Annotated in this window: 6 protein-coding genes; all 6 read left to right on the top strand. The window is 55.5% G+C overall.

All coding sequences use genetic code 11. The features are described from left to right. The first annotated feature begins 357 nt into the window (after positions 1-357). The 6 genes from GZ59_RS23830 (at position 358) to GZ59_RS05395 (ending at position 20298) form a co-directional block, all read left to right on the top strand. Positions 358-4128 (top strand): Ig-like domain-containing protein, encoded by a 3771-nt coding sequence (locus GZ59_RS23830; RefSeq protein ID WP_011092697.1) that lies wholly within the window; start codon positions 358-360, stop codon positions 4126-4128. Further along, positions 4020-11033 (top strand): Ig-like domain-containing protein, encoded by a 7014-nt coding sequence (locus GZ59_RS23825; protein WP_235213964.1) that lies wholly within the window; start codon positions 4020-4022, stop codon positions 11031-11033. Before GZ59_RS23830 ends, GZ59_RS23825 begins: the two co-directional genes overlap by 109 nt. A gap of 18 nt (positions 11034-11051) precedes the next feature. Then, on the top strand, positions 11052-14993 hold the full coding sequence (locus tag GZ59_RS23820) for a beta strand repeat-containing protein (protein WP_336858593.1): 3942 nt from the start codon (positions 11052-11054) through the stop codon (positions 14991-14993). A 506-nt stretch (positions 14994-15499) separates the two neighbouring features. Further along, positions 15500-16939 carry a TolC family outer membrane protein gene (locus tag GZ59_RS05405; protein ID WP_039290595.1) on the top strand — a complete coding sequence of 480 codons (1440 nt, stop codon included), beginning with the start codon at positions 15500-15502 and terminating at the stop codon, positions 16937-16939. A 39-nt stretch (positions 16940-16978) separates the two neighbouring features. Beyond that, the gene (locus GZ59_RS05400) at positions 16979-19117 is read left to right on the top strand and encodes a type I secretion system permease/ATPase (RefSeq protein WP_080641344.1); all 2139 of its coding nucleotides are present in this window, start codon (positions 16979-16981) and stop codon (positions 19115-19117) included. An 11-nt stretch (positions 19118-19128) separates the two neighbouring features. Next, the gene (locus GZ59_RS05395) at positions 19129-20298 is read left to right on the top strand and encodes an HlyD family type I secretion periplasmic adaptor subunit (protein WP_011092693.1); all 1170 of its coding nucleotides are present in this window, start codon (positions 19129-19131) and stop codon (positions 20296-20298) included. Positions 20299-20321 lie beyond the last annotated feature (23 nt).

The raw sequence follows: 20321 nt of genomic DNA, 5'->3' as shown, positions 1-20321 counted from the left end.
AATTAAACATTATAATTAGCGTGTTAATAGTCTTAAAAAAGAATCGCGCCGCGAAGCCATTTAATATGTAGGAATATTGTCATATTTTTTTATTTTCAAAACATTTCAAAAAAGTTGGATTTTTAGTTAAGCCACACCTATAAATATCAAGAATCGGACAAATCTCATGCCGCCGATATTCCCCATGGAAAGGGGTCTACACAGCATTCAATTTAGCCATACTTTACTGTTATCTAAACCAGGCCTGTTTTTGTGCTCCATTTTTGGTTGCGCATATACCTATACACTCCCGTTGCCGCATCGTTCTGTCGGGGGATGTATCCAGACAATGGTTGCAGATAAGTAAGAGGCTATTTCATGTCAGATATGAATATTATTGCGGGAAATGTGAATATCCTGTCGCGCCATAATGGCCAGTTCATAGAAAATGTTCCACAGGGTACGAGGAACGTAGAACTACTGGAAAGCAGCACCGTTCGAATCAATGGCACACCAGATATCGTGTCTCGCTATGAGCGCGTCGGCAACGATCTTATCTTGCACATGAACGACGGCACAACCATCCGCTATGAAAGCTTCTTCACCCTAGACTCAGCAGGCTATCACAGCGAGTTGGTTTTTGATGATGGCACCCGGCTTATCCATGCACAGTTCTCCGGCGCGGCTGCCGGAGAAGGAGCGGCGCTCACGGCAGAAGCCGTTGCCATTACGCCAGAATACGCCACGCTGGGTGACTTGACGTCATTACTGATTGGCAGTACCACCAGCACGTTAACAACCGCCACGTTGGGCAGCATTCTAGGTGCTGTCGCGCTCGGCGGAGCCGCTGTCGCTGGGGTTGCCGTCGCCGTGGCATCATCGAGCAATGACACCACAACCACGCCACCACCACAACCACCACAACCACCACAGCCTGAACCCTTAACCATTGATGCCTTCGCTGGAAATAATGGGCTGAACCGTACGGAAATCGGCCAACCTCATATCCTCAGCGGGAAAACCACCGGCGTCAGCGCGGGGCAAACCGTCACCATCACGTTGAACGGCGTGGTTTACACCACCACTACTGCCGCCGACGGCAGTTGGCAATTTTCGCTGCCAGCAGATGCGTTTACCGGACTGGAAGACGGCATTTATTCATTAAAAGTCAGCGTGCCGGGCGCGAACGGCATCATCCACGAGAAAACCCTCGACCTCACCATTGATACCCTGCCTCCGCATTTAACCGTCGATAAATTTACGGGAGATAACTACCTCACCGTGGGAGAACTGGCAAACGGTCAGGTTCTCAACGGAACGGGTGAAGTGGGCCAGAATGTCACGATTACATTCAATGGAAAAACGTACACCACGACGATTAATGCTGCGGGTAACTGGACATTAACCGTTCCTGCCGCAGACCTCCGCGTGCTGAGCGAAGGCGAGCATGCGTTGTCGTTCACGGTTAGCGATAGTGCTGGCAATATCACCGTGGTCAACCGCACCATCATTGTCGATACCACGCCACCCGAGCTGTCACTGTCACCGTTTACCGGAAATAATCTGATCACCGCAGACGAGCTGCAATCCTCACAGTTTATTTCCGGTACGGCTTCACTATCGGATGTCGGCCAGACCGTGACAGTGACGTTCAATGGCATTACCTACACCACCACCGTAGAGAGCGACGGCGCATGGAGTGTTTTCATTCCCTCCGGCGATATCCAGGCGCTGACTAACGGCTCCTACAGTCTGGTGGCGTCACTGACGGATAAAGCAGGCAACACCACCACGCTGCCGCCACAAACCATCACGGTGGATACCAACGCCGAAGCGGTCAACATCAGTATCATCTCATTTGATAATCGCCTGAATGCCGTGGAAGCAGGACAGCCGCTAACGATTGATGGCACTACGGCCAACGTTGCCGCAGGCCAAACGGTTACCGTCAGCCTCACCGTCGCAGGGGTAGTAAAAACCTATACGGCAACAACGGGAGCAGACGGCACATGGTCTGTTGACATCCCTAGCGCCGACCTGCTTGCTCTGACCGATGGCAGCAACACCATTACTGCCAGCGTACAAGGGATCAGCGGAGAAACCGTCACTGTCGACCACACACTGGATGTACACATCAATACCCTTCCTTCCATCACGCTGACGCCGCCTTTCACCGACGGCGTATTAAACGGAGCAGAAGCGGCACAAGATCAGGTTATCAGTGGGGAAACCGGGATTAGCGGTAGAGGCCAAACCGTCAGCCTGACGATCGGTGGGTATTACGTTGCTGGGACGGTGGATGCCAACGGGCACTGGACGGTCACGATCCCTAAAGATGTGCTGCAAAACCTGCCATCGGACAACATTAGCGTACTGGAGATTGTTGTCCGAGATATCGCAGGCAACGAAACCATTGTGACGCAGAATATCAGCGTGGATACGACACCGCCTACGCTCACCGTCTCCGCCATCGCTCAGGACAACATCCTCAACGGCATGGAATTGGCAGTCGATCAGATCGTCAGCGGAACCGCATCGCTCAGCGAAGCGGGTCGCACAGTCACCGTTACGCTGAATGCCAAACCCTACACCGCCACCGTCGGCAGCGACGGAAACTGGAGCGTCACTCTGCCAACGGCCGATTTGGTGGCTATCGCTGACGGTAATCAGAATCTGACCGTTACACTGACGGATGCCGCAGGCAACACCACAACGGTTACCCGTCCGCTCACCATTGACAGCGGCGCGACCACGGCCCCAACCATCACCATCAATAACGTCGCAGACGATAACGTTATTGATGGCGCGGAAGCCAAAGTCAGCCAGCAGTTAAGCGGAACGACGGCCAACGTTGAGGCGGGACAAGTTGTCACCATTAGCCTGAATGGAAAAACCTATCTTGCTACCGTGCAGTCCGGTGGTGTCTGGAGCATTAATGTTTCAACGGCGGATATAGCCCTTCTGGCAGACGGTCCGCACAGCATTAGCGTTAATGTGAGTAACAAATCGGGCAACGCAGCGAGCGGAAGCCGAGATATCAACGTAGACAAGTCTGGCGACAGTATCGCCATCAACATCATCTCCAGTGACAATCTATTAAGCCGGGCAGAATCCCTTCAACCACTAGCGATCAGTGGTAATACCGCCAATGTTCCTGCGGGACAGACGGTTACCGTTACGCTGAACGGGAAAAATTACACCACCGCCGTCGCGACAGACGGCAGTTGGACGTTGCAAATCCCGAGTGCCGATCTCCAGCTTCTGTCAGACGGTAGCGCCACAGTCACCGCCACCGTCAATATTGCGGGAGGCACTGCCGTAACCGACAATCAGTCCCTCGGCGTTCACATTCATACCCTACCGCAACCGACGATTGATACCCCATTCGGCAACGGTTCACTGAACGGCACAGAGGCGCTGGTCAGCCAGACGATTACCGGCCACACCGGTATCAGCGGGGCAGGTCAGAGCGTCATATTGTCTCTTGGCGGTAAGTCTTACACTGGGACGGTTGATGCGGCAGGCAACTGGAAAGTCACCGTCCCTGCGGCCGATCTCCAGCAGTTGCCAGAGGGGAACAATTCGCTATTGGTGACTGCACAGGATGCTGCGGGCAATCAGGCAGGCCATACGTTTGTCAGCCGGACAGATTTTACGTCCCCTACCCTGACCATCGGCACCATTGCAGGCGATGACACCATCAATCTGGTCGAATCACAAAGCAACCAGACGATCAACGGCACCGCCTCAATCAGCGAAGCAGGTCGCACCGTCATTATCACCTTCGATGGACAGTTCTATACTGGCGTTGTTGCCGCCAATGGCAACTGGAGTATCAATTTACCCACGGCCGCTCTGCGCGGCATGGCCGATGGCAGTTACACGCTATCCGCTTCGCTAACCGATGCTGTCGGGAACACCACCAGCGTCGAGAAATCCATTACGCTTAGTGCCGACCCTGCGTTCCAGCCAACGATCTTCGTTAATGCTTTTGTTGATGAGAATAACCTTATCAGCGCGGCGGATCTCAAAGTCAGCCAGTGGCTGACGGGCACCAGTTCGAATGTGGAAACAGGTCAGGTCGCCACATTCTCCTTAACAAAAAATTCTACTTTGCCACCATCCAGAGTGGTGGCAATTGGGGGGTAGAAATTCCGGCTGAGCATATGGCTGATCTCAGCGAAGGAATAGTATCTATCTCTGCCCAGATCGCCGATCTGGCAGGGAACACGGGGAATCATGAAATCTGGTCTTCTATCGACACCAGCAGTGACAGTATCTCTATCAGTATTGTTGCGCTTGATAACCAGATTAATCGCCTCGAAGCGTCACAACCACTGACCATTTCGGGTTCAACGGTCAACGTCACCTCAGGAGAAAGCGTTACCGTTACGCTCAATGGCAAGACCTATACAGGCACGATTGCCGCGAACGGCAGTTGGAGCATCACGATCGACAGTAGCGATATGCTCGCGTTACCGGATGGCACAGCAACCATTACCGCCAGCGTCGCCAACCCCGGCGATACCCCAGTGACCGCCAGCCGCAACATTGATATCCATATTAATAACCTGCCACAGCCCACGATCGACCAGCCTTTCGGCGACGGAATACTTAACATCATCGAATCGGCCAGCGGGCAGAACCTGACAGGGAAAACCGGTATCAGCGGAGGGGGCCAAAGCGTTATTGTCACGCTGAACGGCAAAACGTATACGGCAACCGTGGATAATCAGGGTAACTGGATCGCAACACTTACCTCCGCCGACCTGCAATCCCTGTTAACCGGCGTACAAACCATCCGTGTAGAGGCGACCGACACCGCAGGCAACAGCATAGAGATCGCTCGCGATATTACTGTCGACATGGTTCGCCCTATTCTGACGCTGAAACCATTGACCAGCGACGGCATCATCAACGCGGCCGAAAGTTTGAACGACCAGTTGATCTCTGGTAATGCGCTACAAGCGGATGCTGGACGCACCGTCATTGTTACCATCAACAATAAAAACTATCAGGCGCAAATTCAGGCTGACGGCAGTTGGAGTGCCCCCATTCCCGCCGCCGACCTCCAGGCTTTGGCTGACGGCAATTACACGGTTACAGCAACATTAACCGGAGCATCAGGTAACAGTACCACCAGCACAGGGTCATTAACGCTGGATGCTAGCCTGGCTAACCTACCGCTCCTCACCATCAACGCCATCGCGCTCAATAACATCATCGATGGTGGTGAAATCAACGTTGCACAAATCATCAGCGGCAGCAGCCTGAATGTCGAAGCTGGGCAGCGAGTTACCATTACACTCGGTGACAACACCTACACCACAACGGTTGACAGCAACGGCCAATGGCGCGTCAGCGTGCCGTCTGTCGATCTCATTCATCTGGCGCAAGGCGCGCATACCGTAACGATCAGCGTCAACGACGTCAGCGGTAATCCGGCAACGCTCAGCCAAACGATTACTGTGAATACCTCCCTAAGCGGTATCGCCATCGACACCGTCGCGGGTGATGACAAACTGAATCAAGTCGAAGCCGCGCAAGACCTGACCATTAACGGCAGCAGCCAGAACGTGTCGGCCGGCACCACTGTCACGATCATGCTAAACGGGAAAAGCTACGATGGGGTGGTACAGCAGAACGGATCCTGGAGCATCACCGTGTCTGCGGCGGATGTCAGCACGCTGGCAGACGGCACATCAACCCTGACAGTCACTACGGTTGACAGTACGGGTAATGTGTTAAGCAGCAGCCGTACCATTGATGTGTTTACCCACAGCAACCCAACACTGACGCTGAACACGCCGTTCAGCGACGGTATACTCAATGCCGCAGAGGCTGGCGTTACCCAGACGCTCAGCGGCACAACCGGTATCGCCTCACCAGGGCAAATCGTCACCGCCACACTAGGCGGCGTGACTTACACAGGGATCGTTGATACAGCAGGCAACTGGACGATTTCTCTGCCTGTGAACGGCCTGCAAAATCTGCCGAATGGTGCAACAACATTGCAAGTTAGCGTCAGCGACGCAGCCGGAAACAGCAATACCCTAACCAGCAGTATTACCGTGGCTCGTACGCCGCCTACCTTGACGACGGCCAGCTTTGCTACCGATAACGTCCTGAATAGCACCGAGGTATTGAGCAACCAGTTGCTAACCGGCACCGCCTCGCCGTCCAGCGCTGGGCAAACCGTCACCGCGACGCTGAACGGTAAAACCTACAGCGGCACCGTCGGTAGTGATGGCACCTGGAGCATCAGCATTCCATCAGCCGATCTGAGCAGCTTGTCCGATGGCAGTTACAGCATCGTGACTCGTCTGACCGATGCCGCAGGCAATACCACCACCACCACGCAGACCATTGGTGTCGATGCCAGCCCGTTAAACGCACCGGTCATCATGGTGGGTACTTTCGCCAGTAACAACATTATTGACGGTGCGGAAGCACGAGTCAGTCAGGTACTCAGCGGCACCAGTAGGAATGTTGAGCAAGGCCAGACGGTGACGATTGTCTTCAATGGCAAACCCTATACTGCCGTGGTTCTGTCAAACGGGAGCTGGAGCACCACAATCTCGGATACCGATATGGCGCTGCTGGTTAATGGCAGCCAGACCATTACCGTTAGCGTGAGTGATGTCTCCGGCAATACCGCGACATCCAGCAGTACCGTCACGGTCAATACGAATGCAAGTGGTCTGTCTATTGCGCCAATAACCGGGGATAACCAGCTGAATGCGCTGGAGGCGGCAAACGGTATTACGATTAACGGTAGTGCCGTCAACGTAGCACCGGGAACGAATGTCAACATCATACTCAACGGGAAAACCTACACCGTACAGGTGCAGCCAGACGGTACCTGGAGCGCCATGGTTCAATCCGGCGATCTGCAACTGCTGGGTGATGGCGTCATCGCAGTTCATGTGACCGCCGTCGATCAGGCTGGCAATGCCCTATCGAGTACGCAGCAGTTAGGCGTCAGCATCAATAACCCACCGGTAGCGTCGTTGAATATGCCATTCAGCAACGGTTACCTGAATGCCAATGACGCACTGTCTGGGCAAACGCTCTCTGGTAGCACAGGCCTTCATGGATCCGGGCAAACCGTCAGTGTCACCATTGGCACCACGGTCTATTCTGGTACGGTTGACGGCAATGGCAACTGGAACCTTCAACTGCCATCGTCTGCTCTGATTGGGCTGGCAGACGGCATACTCAGTATTTCCGTTACCGTTAGCGATGCGGCGGGCAATACCTCTACCATTCAGGGCAGCGCATTCGTGGATTTAACCCCACCAGTGCTAACCATCAACCCGATTGGCATCGACGATATCATCAATATCGCGGAAAGCCTGCTGCCGCTGGAAATCAGCGGGACATCGCCCATCAACGACAGCGGTAGACCCATCATTGTCAACGTCATCATCAACGGACAGATCTATCAGGGTCTGGCACAGGCAGACGGCACATGGAGCGTTACTGTGCCTGCGGGCGACTTGCAAAACATGCCGAACGGTATCACGGCAATCACCGCCACCTTGACAGATGCCGCAGGCAATACCGGCACCGTCAGCCATTCGATTACGCTGGATACCGACCCTGCTAGAGCACCGACCCTGACGATAGCCACACTGTCTAACGATGATTATCTCAATCTGGCCGAATCGGGCCTGCCATTGACAATCAACGGCAGTAGCCAGAATGTGGAACAGGGCCAGCAGGTCACCATTGTCCTCAATAATCAGACCTACTTTGCCACAGTCGGTGCAGATGGCAGTTGGAGCGTTCAGGTTCCAGCAACAGATGTTGGCAACGTGCCTGACGGCAGAGAAATCGTGAGTGCCAGCGTGACCGACGTGAGCGGTAACCCCGGATCAACCACGCACGCAATTACCGTCATCACCGATGCCGCCAACCTGCCAGGCATCACCATTGCGACACTGTCAGGCAACGACATTATCAGCGCGCAGAATAGCCAATCCGACCTGCTCATCTCTGGCTCAACGACGAATGTTCAGACCGGACAACGCGTCACGGTGACGTTAAATAGCAAAACGTATCTGGCTACCGTTGGCGCGGATGGCAGTTGGAGCACCACCGTTCCCGCCAGCGATGTTCAAAACCTGCAGCAGGGCAGCCAGAATGTGTCCGCGACGGTAAGTGACATCGCACAGAACCCAACCACAACAACCCATCCTTTTACGGTCGATACCGTTCCACCGCTGCTGTCCATCGACATGCTGGTCGATACCAGCGATATCGGTCTGGCGGACGCGCTGGCAGGATTACCGCTGAGCGGCAGGGCCGAAGCGGGTCTTCAGGTCACCATCAAAGTGGGTGTGGCCGTCTACAGCGCCGTTGCCGACAGCAACGGTATCTGGCAAATCGCCATTGCAGCGACCGACCTGTTGGCGTTGGGTGATGGGGTGAAAACACTGGCGGCCAGCGTGACCGATGGCGCTGGCAATGCCAGTGCCACCAGCATTGATATCACGTTGAAAACGCAGTCGCTGCCAACGCTGACGCTGAATGCACTCTATGACAACAATGTCCTCACTACCTCGGAACTGGCGACGGCAACAACCATCGGCGGTAGTTACACCAACCTGCCCGTCGGAGCAGTGATTCAGGTCACGATAGGGACTTACACCGTGACGGGCCTGACGCTGGCGGGAGGGATATGGAGTGCCACCATTCCCGCCAATGCGCTTAGCATACTGGCAGATGGAAACGTGCAGGTCAGCGCGACGGTCACCGACAGTGCAGGCAATACGGGTAGCGCAAGCGGCGCGTTGGATATCGTCATTAATACCAATTTCACCATCAGTATCGCCACACCGTTTATCGATGGTGCGTTAAATCAAGCGGAAAGCGCAGTCGATCAACTGCTGACAGGCACGACAGGACTACTCGATCCAGGCCAAAGCGTTTCAGTCTCAATCACCAACGGCACGATAACCACCACCTACAACGCTACTGTGGCAGCAAATGGTCAGTGGAGTGTGACGCTGCCAGCGGCCGATTTGTCTGCCCTCGGCGATGGCACACACACCATCAACGTGACCGTGACTGATCACGCAGGCAATACGGGAACAGGAAGCGGAACGTTCACCAGCGTGATTGTAGGTGTGCCTGTCGCGACGCTGGACACACCTTTCGGCGATGGCAAACTGAGCCTGGCTGATGCACTACCGGGCGGCACACTATCCGGGCAAACGGGATTATCCAGCGACGTGGGACAAACCGTGTTGGTCAGTATTAACGGCACCAACTTCCCGGCTACGGTGAATGCCGATGGCAGTTGGACGCTGTCGGTAAACAGTACCACGTTGATCAACATGCCGGATGGCACAGCAACCTTCACGGTCACCGTCACCGATGCCGTAGGCAATACCAGCTCCGCATCAGGCACGGCGGATATTCTGACGACGACGCTGCCTTCGGCAACGCTGGATCTGCCTTTTGGCGACGGTATTCTTAACACCACCGAAATTCTGGCTATTCAGAGTTTAACGGGTAAAACCGGCATTACTGGCGTTGGTCAGAATGTAACCGTTACCGTGATTAATAAAATCACGCTGGCAGAAACCACCTTTACCGCCACCGCTGACGGACTCGGCAGTTGGTCCAGAAACCTGTCCCCTGCCGATTTAGCGATCTTCACCGAAGGTAATTACAGCATTGCTGTCACGGTCACCGATCGGGTAGGCAATACCAATTCCAGCGTCCCGCGCGATATCAGCGCAGCGTTGACGCTGCCCGCCCCGATGGTCGACGTGCAGCCGTTTGGCATAGATAACATCCTGAGTAGCGCTGAAGCCGCGTCAGCACTCACCTTCTCTGGCCGTACGCAGATTAGCGGTAGCGGGCAAGGTGTAAAACTGGAGATTGACCTCAACGGTATTCGCTACACCGCGACAGTAGATAGCGCGGGCAACTGGTCTGTCACGCTGCCTGCTAATGCCTTGAACTCACTGGTTGACGGCCCGCATACCATCACAGTAACGGCCGTTGATGCCGCTGGCAACGTCGGTTCGACGCCAATATCGTTTGTCAGTGACTTCACTCCACCGGCGATCACGCTCAATACGCCGTTTGACGATGGTTATCTGAATATTGTCGAAGCCGCAACGTTAGCGGGCAGGACATTAAGCGGTAATGCGGGTGACGCCGTGAGTATGACCGTCATGCTAGGCAACCAGACGCTCGCCACGCAAATTAGTGGAGGAATCTGGACGGCAACCTTGACGCCAGTTCAACTTGCCCTGCTTGCTGACGGAACCCAAAACATCAGCATTACGGCTACAGACAGCGTAGGTAACAGCGGCACGTTACATTCTCAGGCAATCCTGGCCGTACAAGCCGCGCCAACCGTCGCGATTACCGCCTTCGCCGGTCTGGACGGCCTTAACTATGTCGAAAGCCACGCCACGCAGGCTGTCAGCGGGACATCAACTGGTTTGGAGGTCGGGCAAAATGTCACCGTCAGGCTGAATGGCAATGACTACACGACGAAAGTGCTCACCGGCGGTATCTGGAGCGTTAACATCCCGTCTTCGGCGCTCATCGCGCTGTCCAATACACAGCACACCCTTTCCGTCAGCGCGGAAGACCGGGCCGGAAACCCAACAACACCGACCAGCGTTAACTTTAACGTCAACCTGACGCCACCGCAGACGGTGATGACCATTGACCCGATTTCGATCGACAACATCATCAACGCCGTCGAGATCAACGGCAACATCACCATTTCCGGGCGTTCAGTCGGTCCTACGTCATCCATGAGCCCCGTGAGTCTCCAGGTCGGATCGGCAATGTTTGTGCCCATTACCGATGTGAATGGCAACTGGAGCATCACTATCTCAGCGCTGCCGACCTTTGCCGGTCAGGGGCCTATTAACGTAACAGCCACATCGCTGGATGCGACCACAACCACGATCGTCACCGTGGACACCATTGCTCCTACACTGGATATCGTCTCTTTTGCTTCAGATAACGTGCTCAACGCCTCGGAAATGACGATAGAGCAGGCCATTACGGGTACGGCATAGCTCACCGAGGCCGGGCAGATCGTCTCGATTAGCCTGAACGGAAAAACCTACAGCGCACAGGTTTCCGTAACAGGAACCTGGAGCGTGAATGTCCCCGCCTCCGATCTGGCGCAGTTGGCCGACGGTGGCCACACCATCACCGCGACACTCACCGATAAAGCCGGAAATACCACCACCGATACGCAGGTTGTTACCGTCGATACCGCCATCCCGCTACTCAGCGTCGCGCTGTTCGATGACAATATCCTGACGCTGGCTGAGGCGCTGGCAGGCGGAACCATTACTGGGACGGGCGAAATAGGTGCCACCGTGACGCTCACCGCAGGGCCATTAACCGGCACGACCACCGTTGGCCCAAATGGAACCTGGACGATCCCCGTGCTGTCTGTCGATTTGCAAAGTCTGATCGATGGGGCGCAGGTCATCGGTGTAACGCTGACCGATACATCCGGCAACACGACACACGTTGATGCTACGCTGGACGTCGCGCTGAACCAAACGCTTGGCGCCGGTATTAACGATATCTTCGGTAATGATGGCATCCTCAATCTGGCCGAATCGCTGGTGACGCAGGTCATCAGTGGTAACGCAACGGGGGACACGCTGGGTGCGAAAGTACAGGTCACCGTGCTGGGTACGACGGTGGAGGCCACAGTGGGCGCCAACGGTGCCTGGAGCGTTTCGCTTCCTTCGACATTATTCAATGGGTTAAATAACGGGCTGTTGCAGGTTAACGTGGATATTGTTGATTCCCACGGTAACGTGAAAAACCAGTTGATCGACATTGACGTGCTGAAATCACTACCCGTGATTAACTCCGTCGTTGCCTTCACCGATGGCGCACTGAATGCGGCTGATGTCGCCACCAGCCAGATTATCAGCGGCGTGGTCAGCAATGTGAATATCGCTGCGGGTGCGAGTGTCACGGTGACGCTGGGTAACACTATTTATGCCGGTATTGCCGTCGGCGCTGGCGGTGCCTGGAGCCTGTCCGTTCCTGCCCTTACTTTGCAAGCCTTGCAGGATGGTACCTTAGCACTGGGCGTTGCGGTCACCGACCATGCGGGTAACACCACCAGCCAGATCGTCAACGTTCCAACGGTCATCAGGAACCTGCCGAGCATTACGCTCAATCCGGTCTTTGGTGATAGCGTGCTCAATCTGGCCGATCTGCTGGTCAACCAATCCCTCAGTGGTACCGCCACGGGACTGATTGGCAGAACCATTACACTCAACATATCAGGTTCACAAATAGCGACAGCCATTGTCGGTGCAGATGGCAAATGGAGTGTAGCAGTCACCCCTAGCGTATTGGGTATCCTGCAAGGGTTAGGCAATGGTGATTTCACCGTGACCGCAACCGCAACAGATACCGTAGGCAATAGTGCCAACGGTGGCGCGGGTATCAAGTTCGATTTCACACAGCCGGTGATTACGTTGAACCCTGTGTTTGGCGGCGATGGCTTCCTCAATGCAGCAGAAGCCGTGGTAGCACAAACTATCGGTGGCCTGGTAACCAATGCAAGCGTGGGATCGCAGGTTACCGTTACCCTTGGCAGCAAAACGTTCTTATCTACCGTCGGGGCGGGTGGCGTGTTCAGCCTGACACTGCAACCGTCGGATCTTAGCGCACTGGCTGATGGCAGCGCGACGCTTGGCGTATCCGTCACCAATACCTCCGGCAACACTGGTACGGTCAATAACGCCATCAACATCATTGCCAAAAACTTGCCGACGATTAGTCTTGGCTCGCTGTTTGGCGGTGATGGCTTCCTTAACGCCGCAGAGGCGGCGCTGACGCAGACGATCGGTGGCACCACCACCAACGCGATAGCAGGATCGTCGGTGGTGATACGCATCGGCACCCTGACGTTAAACACTACCGTGGGTAATGACGGCACCTGGAGCGCCAGCGTAACGCCGCTACAATTGTCCGGTCTGGCCAACGGTAACCTCACCGTGAGCGCGACGGTGACCGATCCGGCAGGCAACAGCAATGGCATCAGCACTGGCCTTAACATCGCCATATTACCGCCAACCATCACCCTTAACTCGTTGTTCAACAGCGGCGTACTGGATCTCTCCAGCCTACTGAGCGCACAAACTATCAGCGGGACGACGACCAATGTGGCAGCCGGTACCGCCCTCAACGTCACATTGGGAAGCAAAACCTACACCACGACAGTTGGCGCAAACGGCAGTTGGAGCCTGCCGGTTCCTAACCTCGACCTAAAAGCCCTCACCGATGGTGCCACTAACGTCGGCGTCCGTCTGGTGGATGCAGCGGGTAACGTGGGCGAAAGAACCAGCGCGCTTAGCGTGGCGATTAACGGCCAGCCAACGCTGACCATCAACCCACTCTTTGGCGGTGATGGTTTGCTGAATGCGGTCGAAGCGGCTGCGGGTCAGATTATAAGTGGCACCAGCACCAATGCGATAGGTTCAACTATCCAGATCTCACTGGGTATCAAGACGTATTCTGCCGTGGTGCAAAACAACGGCACCTGGTCCGTCAGCCTACCTTCGCTCGATCTCAATAGTCTGACGGACGGTACACTTTCTCTCAACGCCTCGTTGACCAACGCGGCAGGGAAAACGACCAGCGTAGGCGCTTCGATCGGCGTAGGTGTTCACGCGCTGCCAACGGTCAACCTCGGTTCCCTGTTTGGCGGAGACGGTTACCTGAATCTGGCCGAAGCTGGCGTGAACCAGATCATCAGCGGAACCACGACGAATGCGGCAGGCGGTAGCGTCACACTGACAGTCGGCGGGCTCACGCTCAGCGCCGCCGTCGCCAGCAACGGCACCTGGAGTATCAGCGTACCGAGCGCCAACCTGTTGAATATCACCGATGGCAACTTATCCGTGGGTGTCAGCGTTACCGACCGCTACGGCAACATCAACAATACCAGCAGCAATGTCATCGTGAAAACGCACCAATTGCCGCAGTTGGGTATTGATGCGGTTGGGTCGCTGATTGGTAACACGGTTGGCCTATTGGCAAACGGTGTCACAGTCAGTGGGGTATCACGCTATGTGCAGCAAGGTGCCAAGGTCAATGTCACCCTGCTCGGCCAAACGCTACAGGGCACCGTCGGTGCCGATGGCAAGTGGAGCGCGCATTTCACCAGTTCCCTGCTAGGCATCAGCATCTTCAATGTGGGTGCAATTTTGACAGCGCTGCTGGGTACGGCGGTTGAAGCGTCCGTCACCGATCAAGCGGGTAATTTCACTGGGGTTTCCGCCGGATTGACATCAGGCATCGTGCTCGGATTACCGCTGATGAGCATGATGGCGCTGGATGTCGACGATCACAGCCTTGCTCAGGTGGCCTCGCTGTCCAGTGAACAGACCGATAGCGGGGAAAGCACCGATGTGCAAACCCTTCATGTCAGCTCGAAAATGGCAGCCGCCGCGCTCAGTGAGACAACGACCATCGACAATAGCGCTAGCACCGAAGTGGATGACAGCGTGTATGCCATCGGCGGTGTCGTCATCAGTCTGGCCGGCGGCAGCGTGCAAACGGGTACCGATATCGAAGGCAGCGAAGGTGATGACCTCATTACGCTCTCAACCTTCGACTTTACCCAGATCGATGGGGGCGACGGCATTGATACGCTGGTTCTGGATGGCACCGAGCTCAATCTGGATCTCACCGTCTTGGGGCTGAAAATCGACAACGTGGAGATCTTCGATTTAGGCCAAAACGGCACCAACAGCATCACGCTGGATCTCGATCGCGCCCTGAATGTCACCGACCGACCAGAAGATGACCTGCTGATCGTCGGGGGCGAAGGTAGCAAGGTGAACCTGATTCCAGGCGAAGGAGCCTGGAGCACGGTAGGACAGCGCGATGTTGATGGCCAACACTTTGATGTCTACCACCATTCATCGCTGGATAGCGCCAACAGCCTGGGAGATGTACTGGTGCAGCAAGGGCTGCTCGTCAATATGGTGTAACCGTGGGTTTAACCCCACAGCCTCTGACGAGGAGACTGTCTCTTATAAGTTTATGGTGAGGTTTTACTGCTATTCGGCGTAAAAATTATGCATCGGTGGGCATGAGTACCGAGTGAGCGGCATGGATGCCGTGAAAGTCAGTGCCGCGTCAGACAAAAACGTCACGACGTTTTTGAACAGCACTTGTGCTGACCCGAAGGGCGAGTCCCATTAATGGGGCGAGTAATCGCGTCACTGGCGGCTCGAAACGTACTCATGAACACCGATGGCACCGCGTAGCGGCATAATTTCCGCCAAAAGCCAGGGGTCTCGGGGCGAGCGGCGTTTGAGCCGTCCCGAGTCGGGCGCGTGCTACGAGATAGCATGAAAATAACGCCATTATCGCGCACGAAATTGCCTCAGTAGCGGCATAGAGATATGCCCAAGAGACAGTAGAAACTGCCTAAGTAGCGGCATAAATATGTGTAAAGGAACTAAAACAAGAGTGATGAAAACAGGGGCAATTGATGCACAAACCATTTTTTCTCAGATTTTTTATCAGGGACATGTTTTTTCCGCGTAATCACGCTTTTTTGACCCGCACATTATGCCATCACACGCCACGTTATGCGCTGGCGCTTGGGCTGGCCTGCACCAGCCTTCCCTTCTTTTATAGCCCGCAGTCGTTCGCACAGGCCGTGGCGTTTGACTGGTCTACCGCGCCAACAGAACAACAGGTCGATAGTCTGGACCTCAAACAGGCGATTCTCCGCGCGTTCGCACGTAACCCGCAAATCGCACAGGCTTCAGCACAAATTCGCGTCGGCGACGCCGATCTCCGCGTGGCGCAAAGTGCCTGGTTTCCGCAAATCGGCCTGAGCGGTAACGTCGGCCGGTCAGATCAAAGTGATAGTGGCGGCACGATGAGCAACAACTCCACCGCAGGCATCACGCTGAAACAGCTCCTGTACGATTTCGGTAAGACGGGCGGCAGCATTGATGAGCAGCACAGCCTGTCGGATGCCTACCGCTATCAGCTCTATGGCATCATGACCACCGTCGGCCAGCAAACCTTGCTCACTTACCTGAAAGTCAAACGCTACCAGGAACTGAGTCAGGTAGCTGAACGCAACATCACGTCACTCAGTCAGGTAAAAGACATCGCAACACTCCGTTCCGAGGCGGGTCTCAGCACGCAATCTGACATCCTGCAAGCGGAAACCCGCATCGCAGGCATGAAGGCGACACTGGAACAATATCGAGCGCTGGAACGTTCCTCGCTGGCACAGCTCAGCGTGCTGACTGGCGTCCTCCCCACCGCCCTACCCGACCTGCCACGGGTGCTGCTGCAACAAAAAATTACGCTCAAGGCGCTCCCTTACCAACAGAGTAATTCGGTGTTGAGCGCGCAGTCCAAGCAGGAAGCCTCGCGCCACCGTATTCGTCAGGCGGAAGCCCAACACTGGCCTACCGTTGCCGTACAGGCGGGGCGTACCCGCTATGAAACCGACAGGCGTAATTATTGGGATGACCAGCTACAACTGGTCGTAGAAGCCCCGCTTTATCAGGGTGGAGCCGTCAGCGCACGCGTTGATGCTGCATCAGGCACGCGTGAAGCCGCACAGGCTGAGGTCGAAGCAGCGAAGCTGGATATGAACCAGAAAGCGGCAACGGCCTATGCCGACCTCATCGGTGCGCAGCAGCGTGAAAAAGCCAGCCAGCAGCAAATCACCAGCGCGACCTATACGCGCAACGTTTATCAGGATGAATACAAGCTCAGCAAACGCAGCCTGAACGACCTGCTCAGCGTCGAACAAGACGTGTTGCAGGCCGAAACCTCACGCATCGGTGCGTTATACGACGGCTGGGAGGCGGCAGTGAACTATGCCGCGGCCGTCGATAATCTGCTGGATATGCTGGGTATTGAACGTTATCAAGCCAGTGGCGAGACGCTCCCGTCGCTGTAAGCCGGCTTGCCTGCCGGATAAGAACATGCAGGAATGTACATGACACAAGTCACCAAAACTGAGATCTGGATTGCCGCGATGGCGCGTGCTGCCGCCCACTACGGTCAAGTGGTCGATGCCCAGTCGGTACGCCAGCAGATGAGCTGGTATGAACAGCTCCCCATCGCCCGCCAGTTAGAACAGATCAGCCACCTGATGGGGCTGACCATCAGCCTGCGGCACACGGAGAAGATCCGCTGGCGTAACAAAATTCTCCCCGTGCTGGCAGAAACAGACGACGGCGGCGTCATCGTCATCGAATCAGTGAATGATGAGGGGATCGCAACCTACTGGCTGGATGACGGCGGCGATCTTCAGCGTGAAGCGGAACTGACAGAACTCATCAAACACAGTCAGGGTATTATCGTGCTGGTCGGCATCGCCGAGCGTGGCCGCGATACCCGCATCGATGATTTCGTCAAACCGTACCGCAAGCACTGGTTCTGGCAACATTTTCGCGGCGCAAAACGACAGATCGGAGAAATATCGCTGGCGTCTATCGTGGGTAACGTTCTCGCGCTGGCGGGGATCCTGTTCTCCATGCAGGTATATGACCGTGTGATCCCGGCGCAGTCGATCCCGACGCTGTGGGTGCTATTTTTCGGCGTGCTGCTGGCCGCCGCACTGGAATACGCTATCCGTTTGTCGCGTACCGTCGTCTCCGACTTGATGGGCAAGAGCATCGATCTGAACGTGTCAGGGATGCTATTCGCCCGGGCGCTGGCGATAAAAAATGAAGCTCGTCCCAAGTCCACCGGATCATTTATTTCACAACTGCGGGAAATCGATCAGGTTCGCGAACTGCTGACCTCAACGACCGTCGGTGCGGCAGCCGACATGCCGTTTGTCTTTCTGTTTCTCGGCATCATGGCGATGATCGGCGGGCCGCTGGTATTTATTCCCATGCTGGCGATTCCGCTGATTGTAATCCCCGGTCTGATGCTGCAATGGCCGATGGCGAAGCTCGCCAAAGAAGGGATGCGCGAAAGTGCGTTGCGTAATGCGGTGCTGGTCGAGTCCATTGAAGGAATCGAAGATATCAAAGCCTTGCAGGCTGAACCCTACTTCCAACGCCAGTGGGAGCAGACACACGAAGTCAGTGCCTCTATCGGGATGAAGCAGCGCGTCTGGGGTGCTCGGCTCAGCGGCTGGGCGTCGACTGTCCAGCAGTTAACTTATGCTGGTATGCTGGTGTTCGGTAGTTATCTGGTGCTAGCAGGCGATATCACCACCGGTACACTCGTAGCCTGTAGCCTGCTTTCTTCTCGCACTATCGCCCCGCTCATGCAGCTCACAATGGTCTTTTCCCGCTGGCAGCATGCCAAAACCGCCATGACCGGGCTGGACGATCTGCTGCAAAAGCCGCTGGATCGGCCGGAAGAGGGAAAAATAGCGCACTGCCCGATCCTTCAGGGTCACTTCCAGCTCCACAACGTCCAATACAGCTACGATCCCGAGCAGGGCGATACGGCTTTACAGATCGTGAAGCTGGACATTAAACCGGGGGAAAAAGTGGCGCTGCTAGGTAAGGTCGGCGCGGGTAAATCCACCCTGCTCAAGCTGCTCGCCAATCAGGCGACCGCGACGCGCGGCAAGGTCATCATTGATGGTGTCGACATCAACCAGATCGACCCGGCAGATGTCCGCCGCCAGTTGGGTTTTCTATCACAGGAATCACGGTTGTTCTTCGGCAGCCTGCGGCAAAACCTGATGCTCGGCAATCCGCATGCCACCGAACAGGAATTGCTACAGGCACTGCGCATTAGCGGCGCACTCAGCCTGATTCAACAGGATGCCGCCAGTCTGGATCGCATCATTCATGAAGGCGGGCGTGGTTTATCCGGCGGGCAGCGGCAGATGATCCTGCTTAGCCGGATGCTGTTACGTAATCCTCAGATTGTGCTGCTCGATGAGCCTACCGCCTCGATGGACGAGCAGTTGGAAGGCCACGTTATTCATCAATTAAGCAGTTGGCTCTCGGGCCGTACGCTGGTTCTGGTGACGCACCGCCCAGCGCTGCTCAAGCTGGTTGACCGCGTGATCGTCATGGACGGTGGACGCATCGTGGCAGATGGCCCGCGTGACCAGATTTTGAAGGCCGTCAGTAAACCGGCAGATAGCGCACAGAGCGTGGCGTAAGGGGAAACACAATGAGTAGCATCACGATCCATGATGACCTGAAACGCCAAGGTCGACACGTCTCCGTCATTATCTGGCTCAGCCTGTTGGGGCTGATCGTCTTTTTTATCTGGGCCAAATTTGCCGTGCTGGATGAGGTGTCGGTCGGAACTGGCAAGGTGACGCCCTCGACCCGCGCACAGGTGATTGAAAGCCTGGATGGCGGAATCATCGGCCAGTTGTACGTACAACAGGGCAATGTCGTTGAGAAAGGGCAGGTACTGGCGCAACTGGACATCAACCGCTTCCAGTCCGTCTACGGCGAAGCTTTCTCTCGCGTGCAGACGCTGCGGGCATCCGCCGAACGCCTGCACGCCGAGCTCAGCGGCGAACCGCTGAAATTCAGCGCGGAAACCATGAAGGAGCCTGCATTGGCCACGCGTGAACGTCAGCTTTATGAATCACGCTTGCGTAATCGCGACGAAACGGTCGCCAACCTGCAACAGTCGATGCGGCTGGTCGAGCAGGAACTGCGCATGACGGAGCCGCTGGTGCAGCGCGGTGCCGCCAGCGCCGTCGAGGTGATTCGATTACGCCGCCAGATTACTGAAATACGAGGAAAAATAGATGAAGCTCGCAATCAATACGCCGTGCGAGCGCGTGAAGAGCAGGTCAAAAACAACGCCGATCTGGAAGCACAAAGGGAAGTCGTCAGCGGGAAAGCAGACCAGCTCAAGCGCGCCACCATCACATCACCAGTGCGCGGGATTGTGAAAGACATTCAGGTAACGACCGTTGGCGGGGTGCTGCAACCGGGCGGTAAATTGATGGAGATCGTACCGCTGGAAGATCAGTTGCTGATCGAAACACGCATCAACCCGCGCGATATTGCTTATATCCGACCGGGTTTGCCCGCCACGGTAAAAATCACCGCCTATGATTCCTCCATCTACGGTAATTTAACGGGCGAAGTCGAAAGCGTGTCGCCTGATACCCTTCAGGACGAAGTCAGGCGCGATCAGTTTTATTATCGGGTCTATGTGCGTACCACGCTGGCAGAACTAACCAACAAAGCCGGGGAAAAATTCCCTATCGTGCCCGGCATGGTGGCCAGCGTAGAGATAAGAACGGGCCAGAAAAGCGTGCTGGATTATCTGATTAAGCCGCTGAATAAGGTTAATGAAGCGCTGCGTGAGCGTTAAGTCAGCACACTCAATGCACGCTG

The organism is Pectobacterium atrosepticum, from assembly GCF_000740965.1.
Classification (GTDB): domain Bacteria; phylum Pseudomonadota; class Gammaproteobacteria; order Enterobacterales; family Enterobacteriaceae; genus Pectobacterium; species Pectobacterium atrosepticum.
Note: the sequence above shows the minus strand (reverse complement) of the source record. Positions and strands in the feature narration are given on the sequence as shown.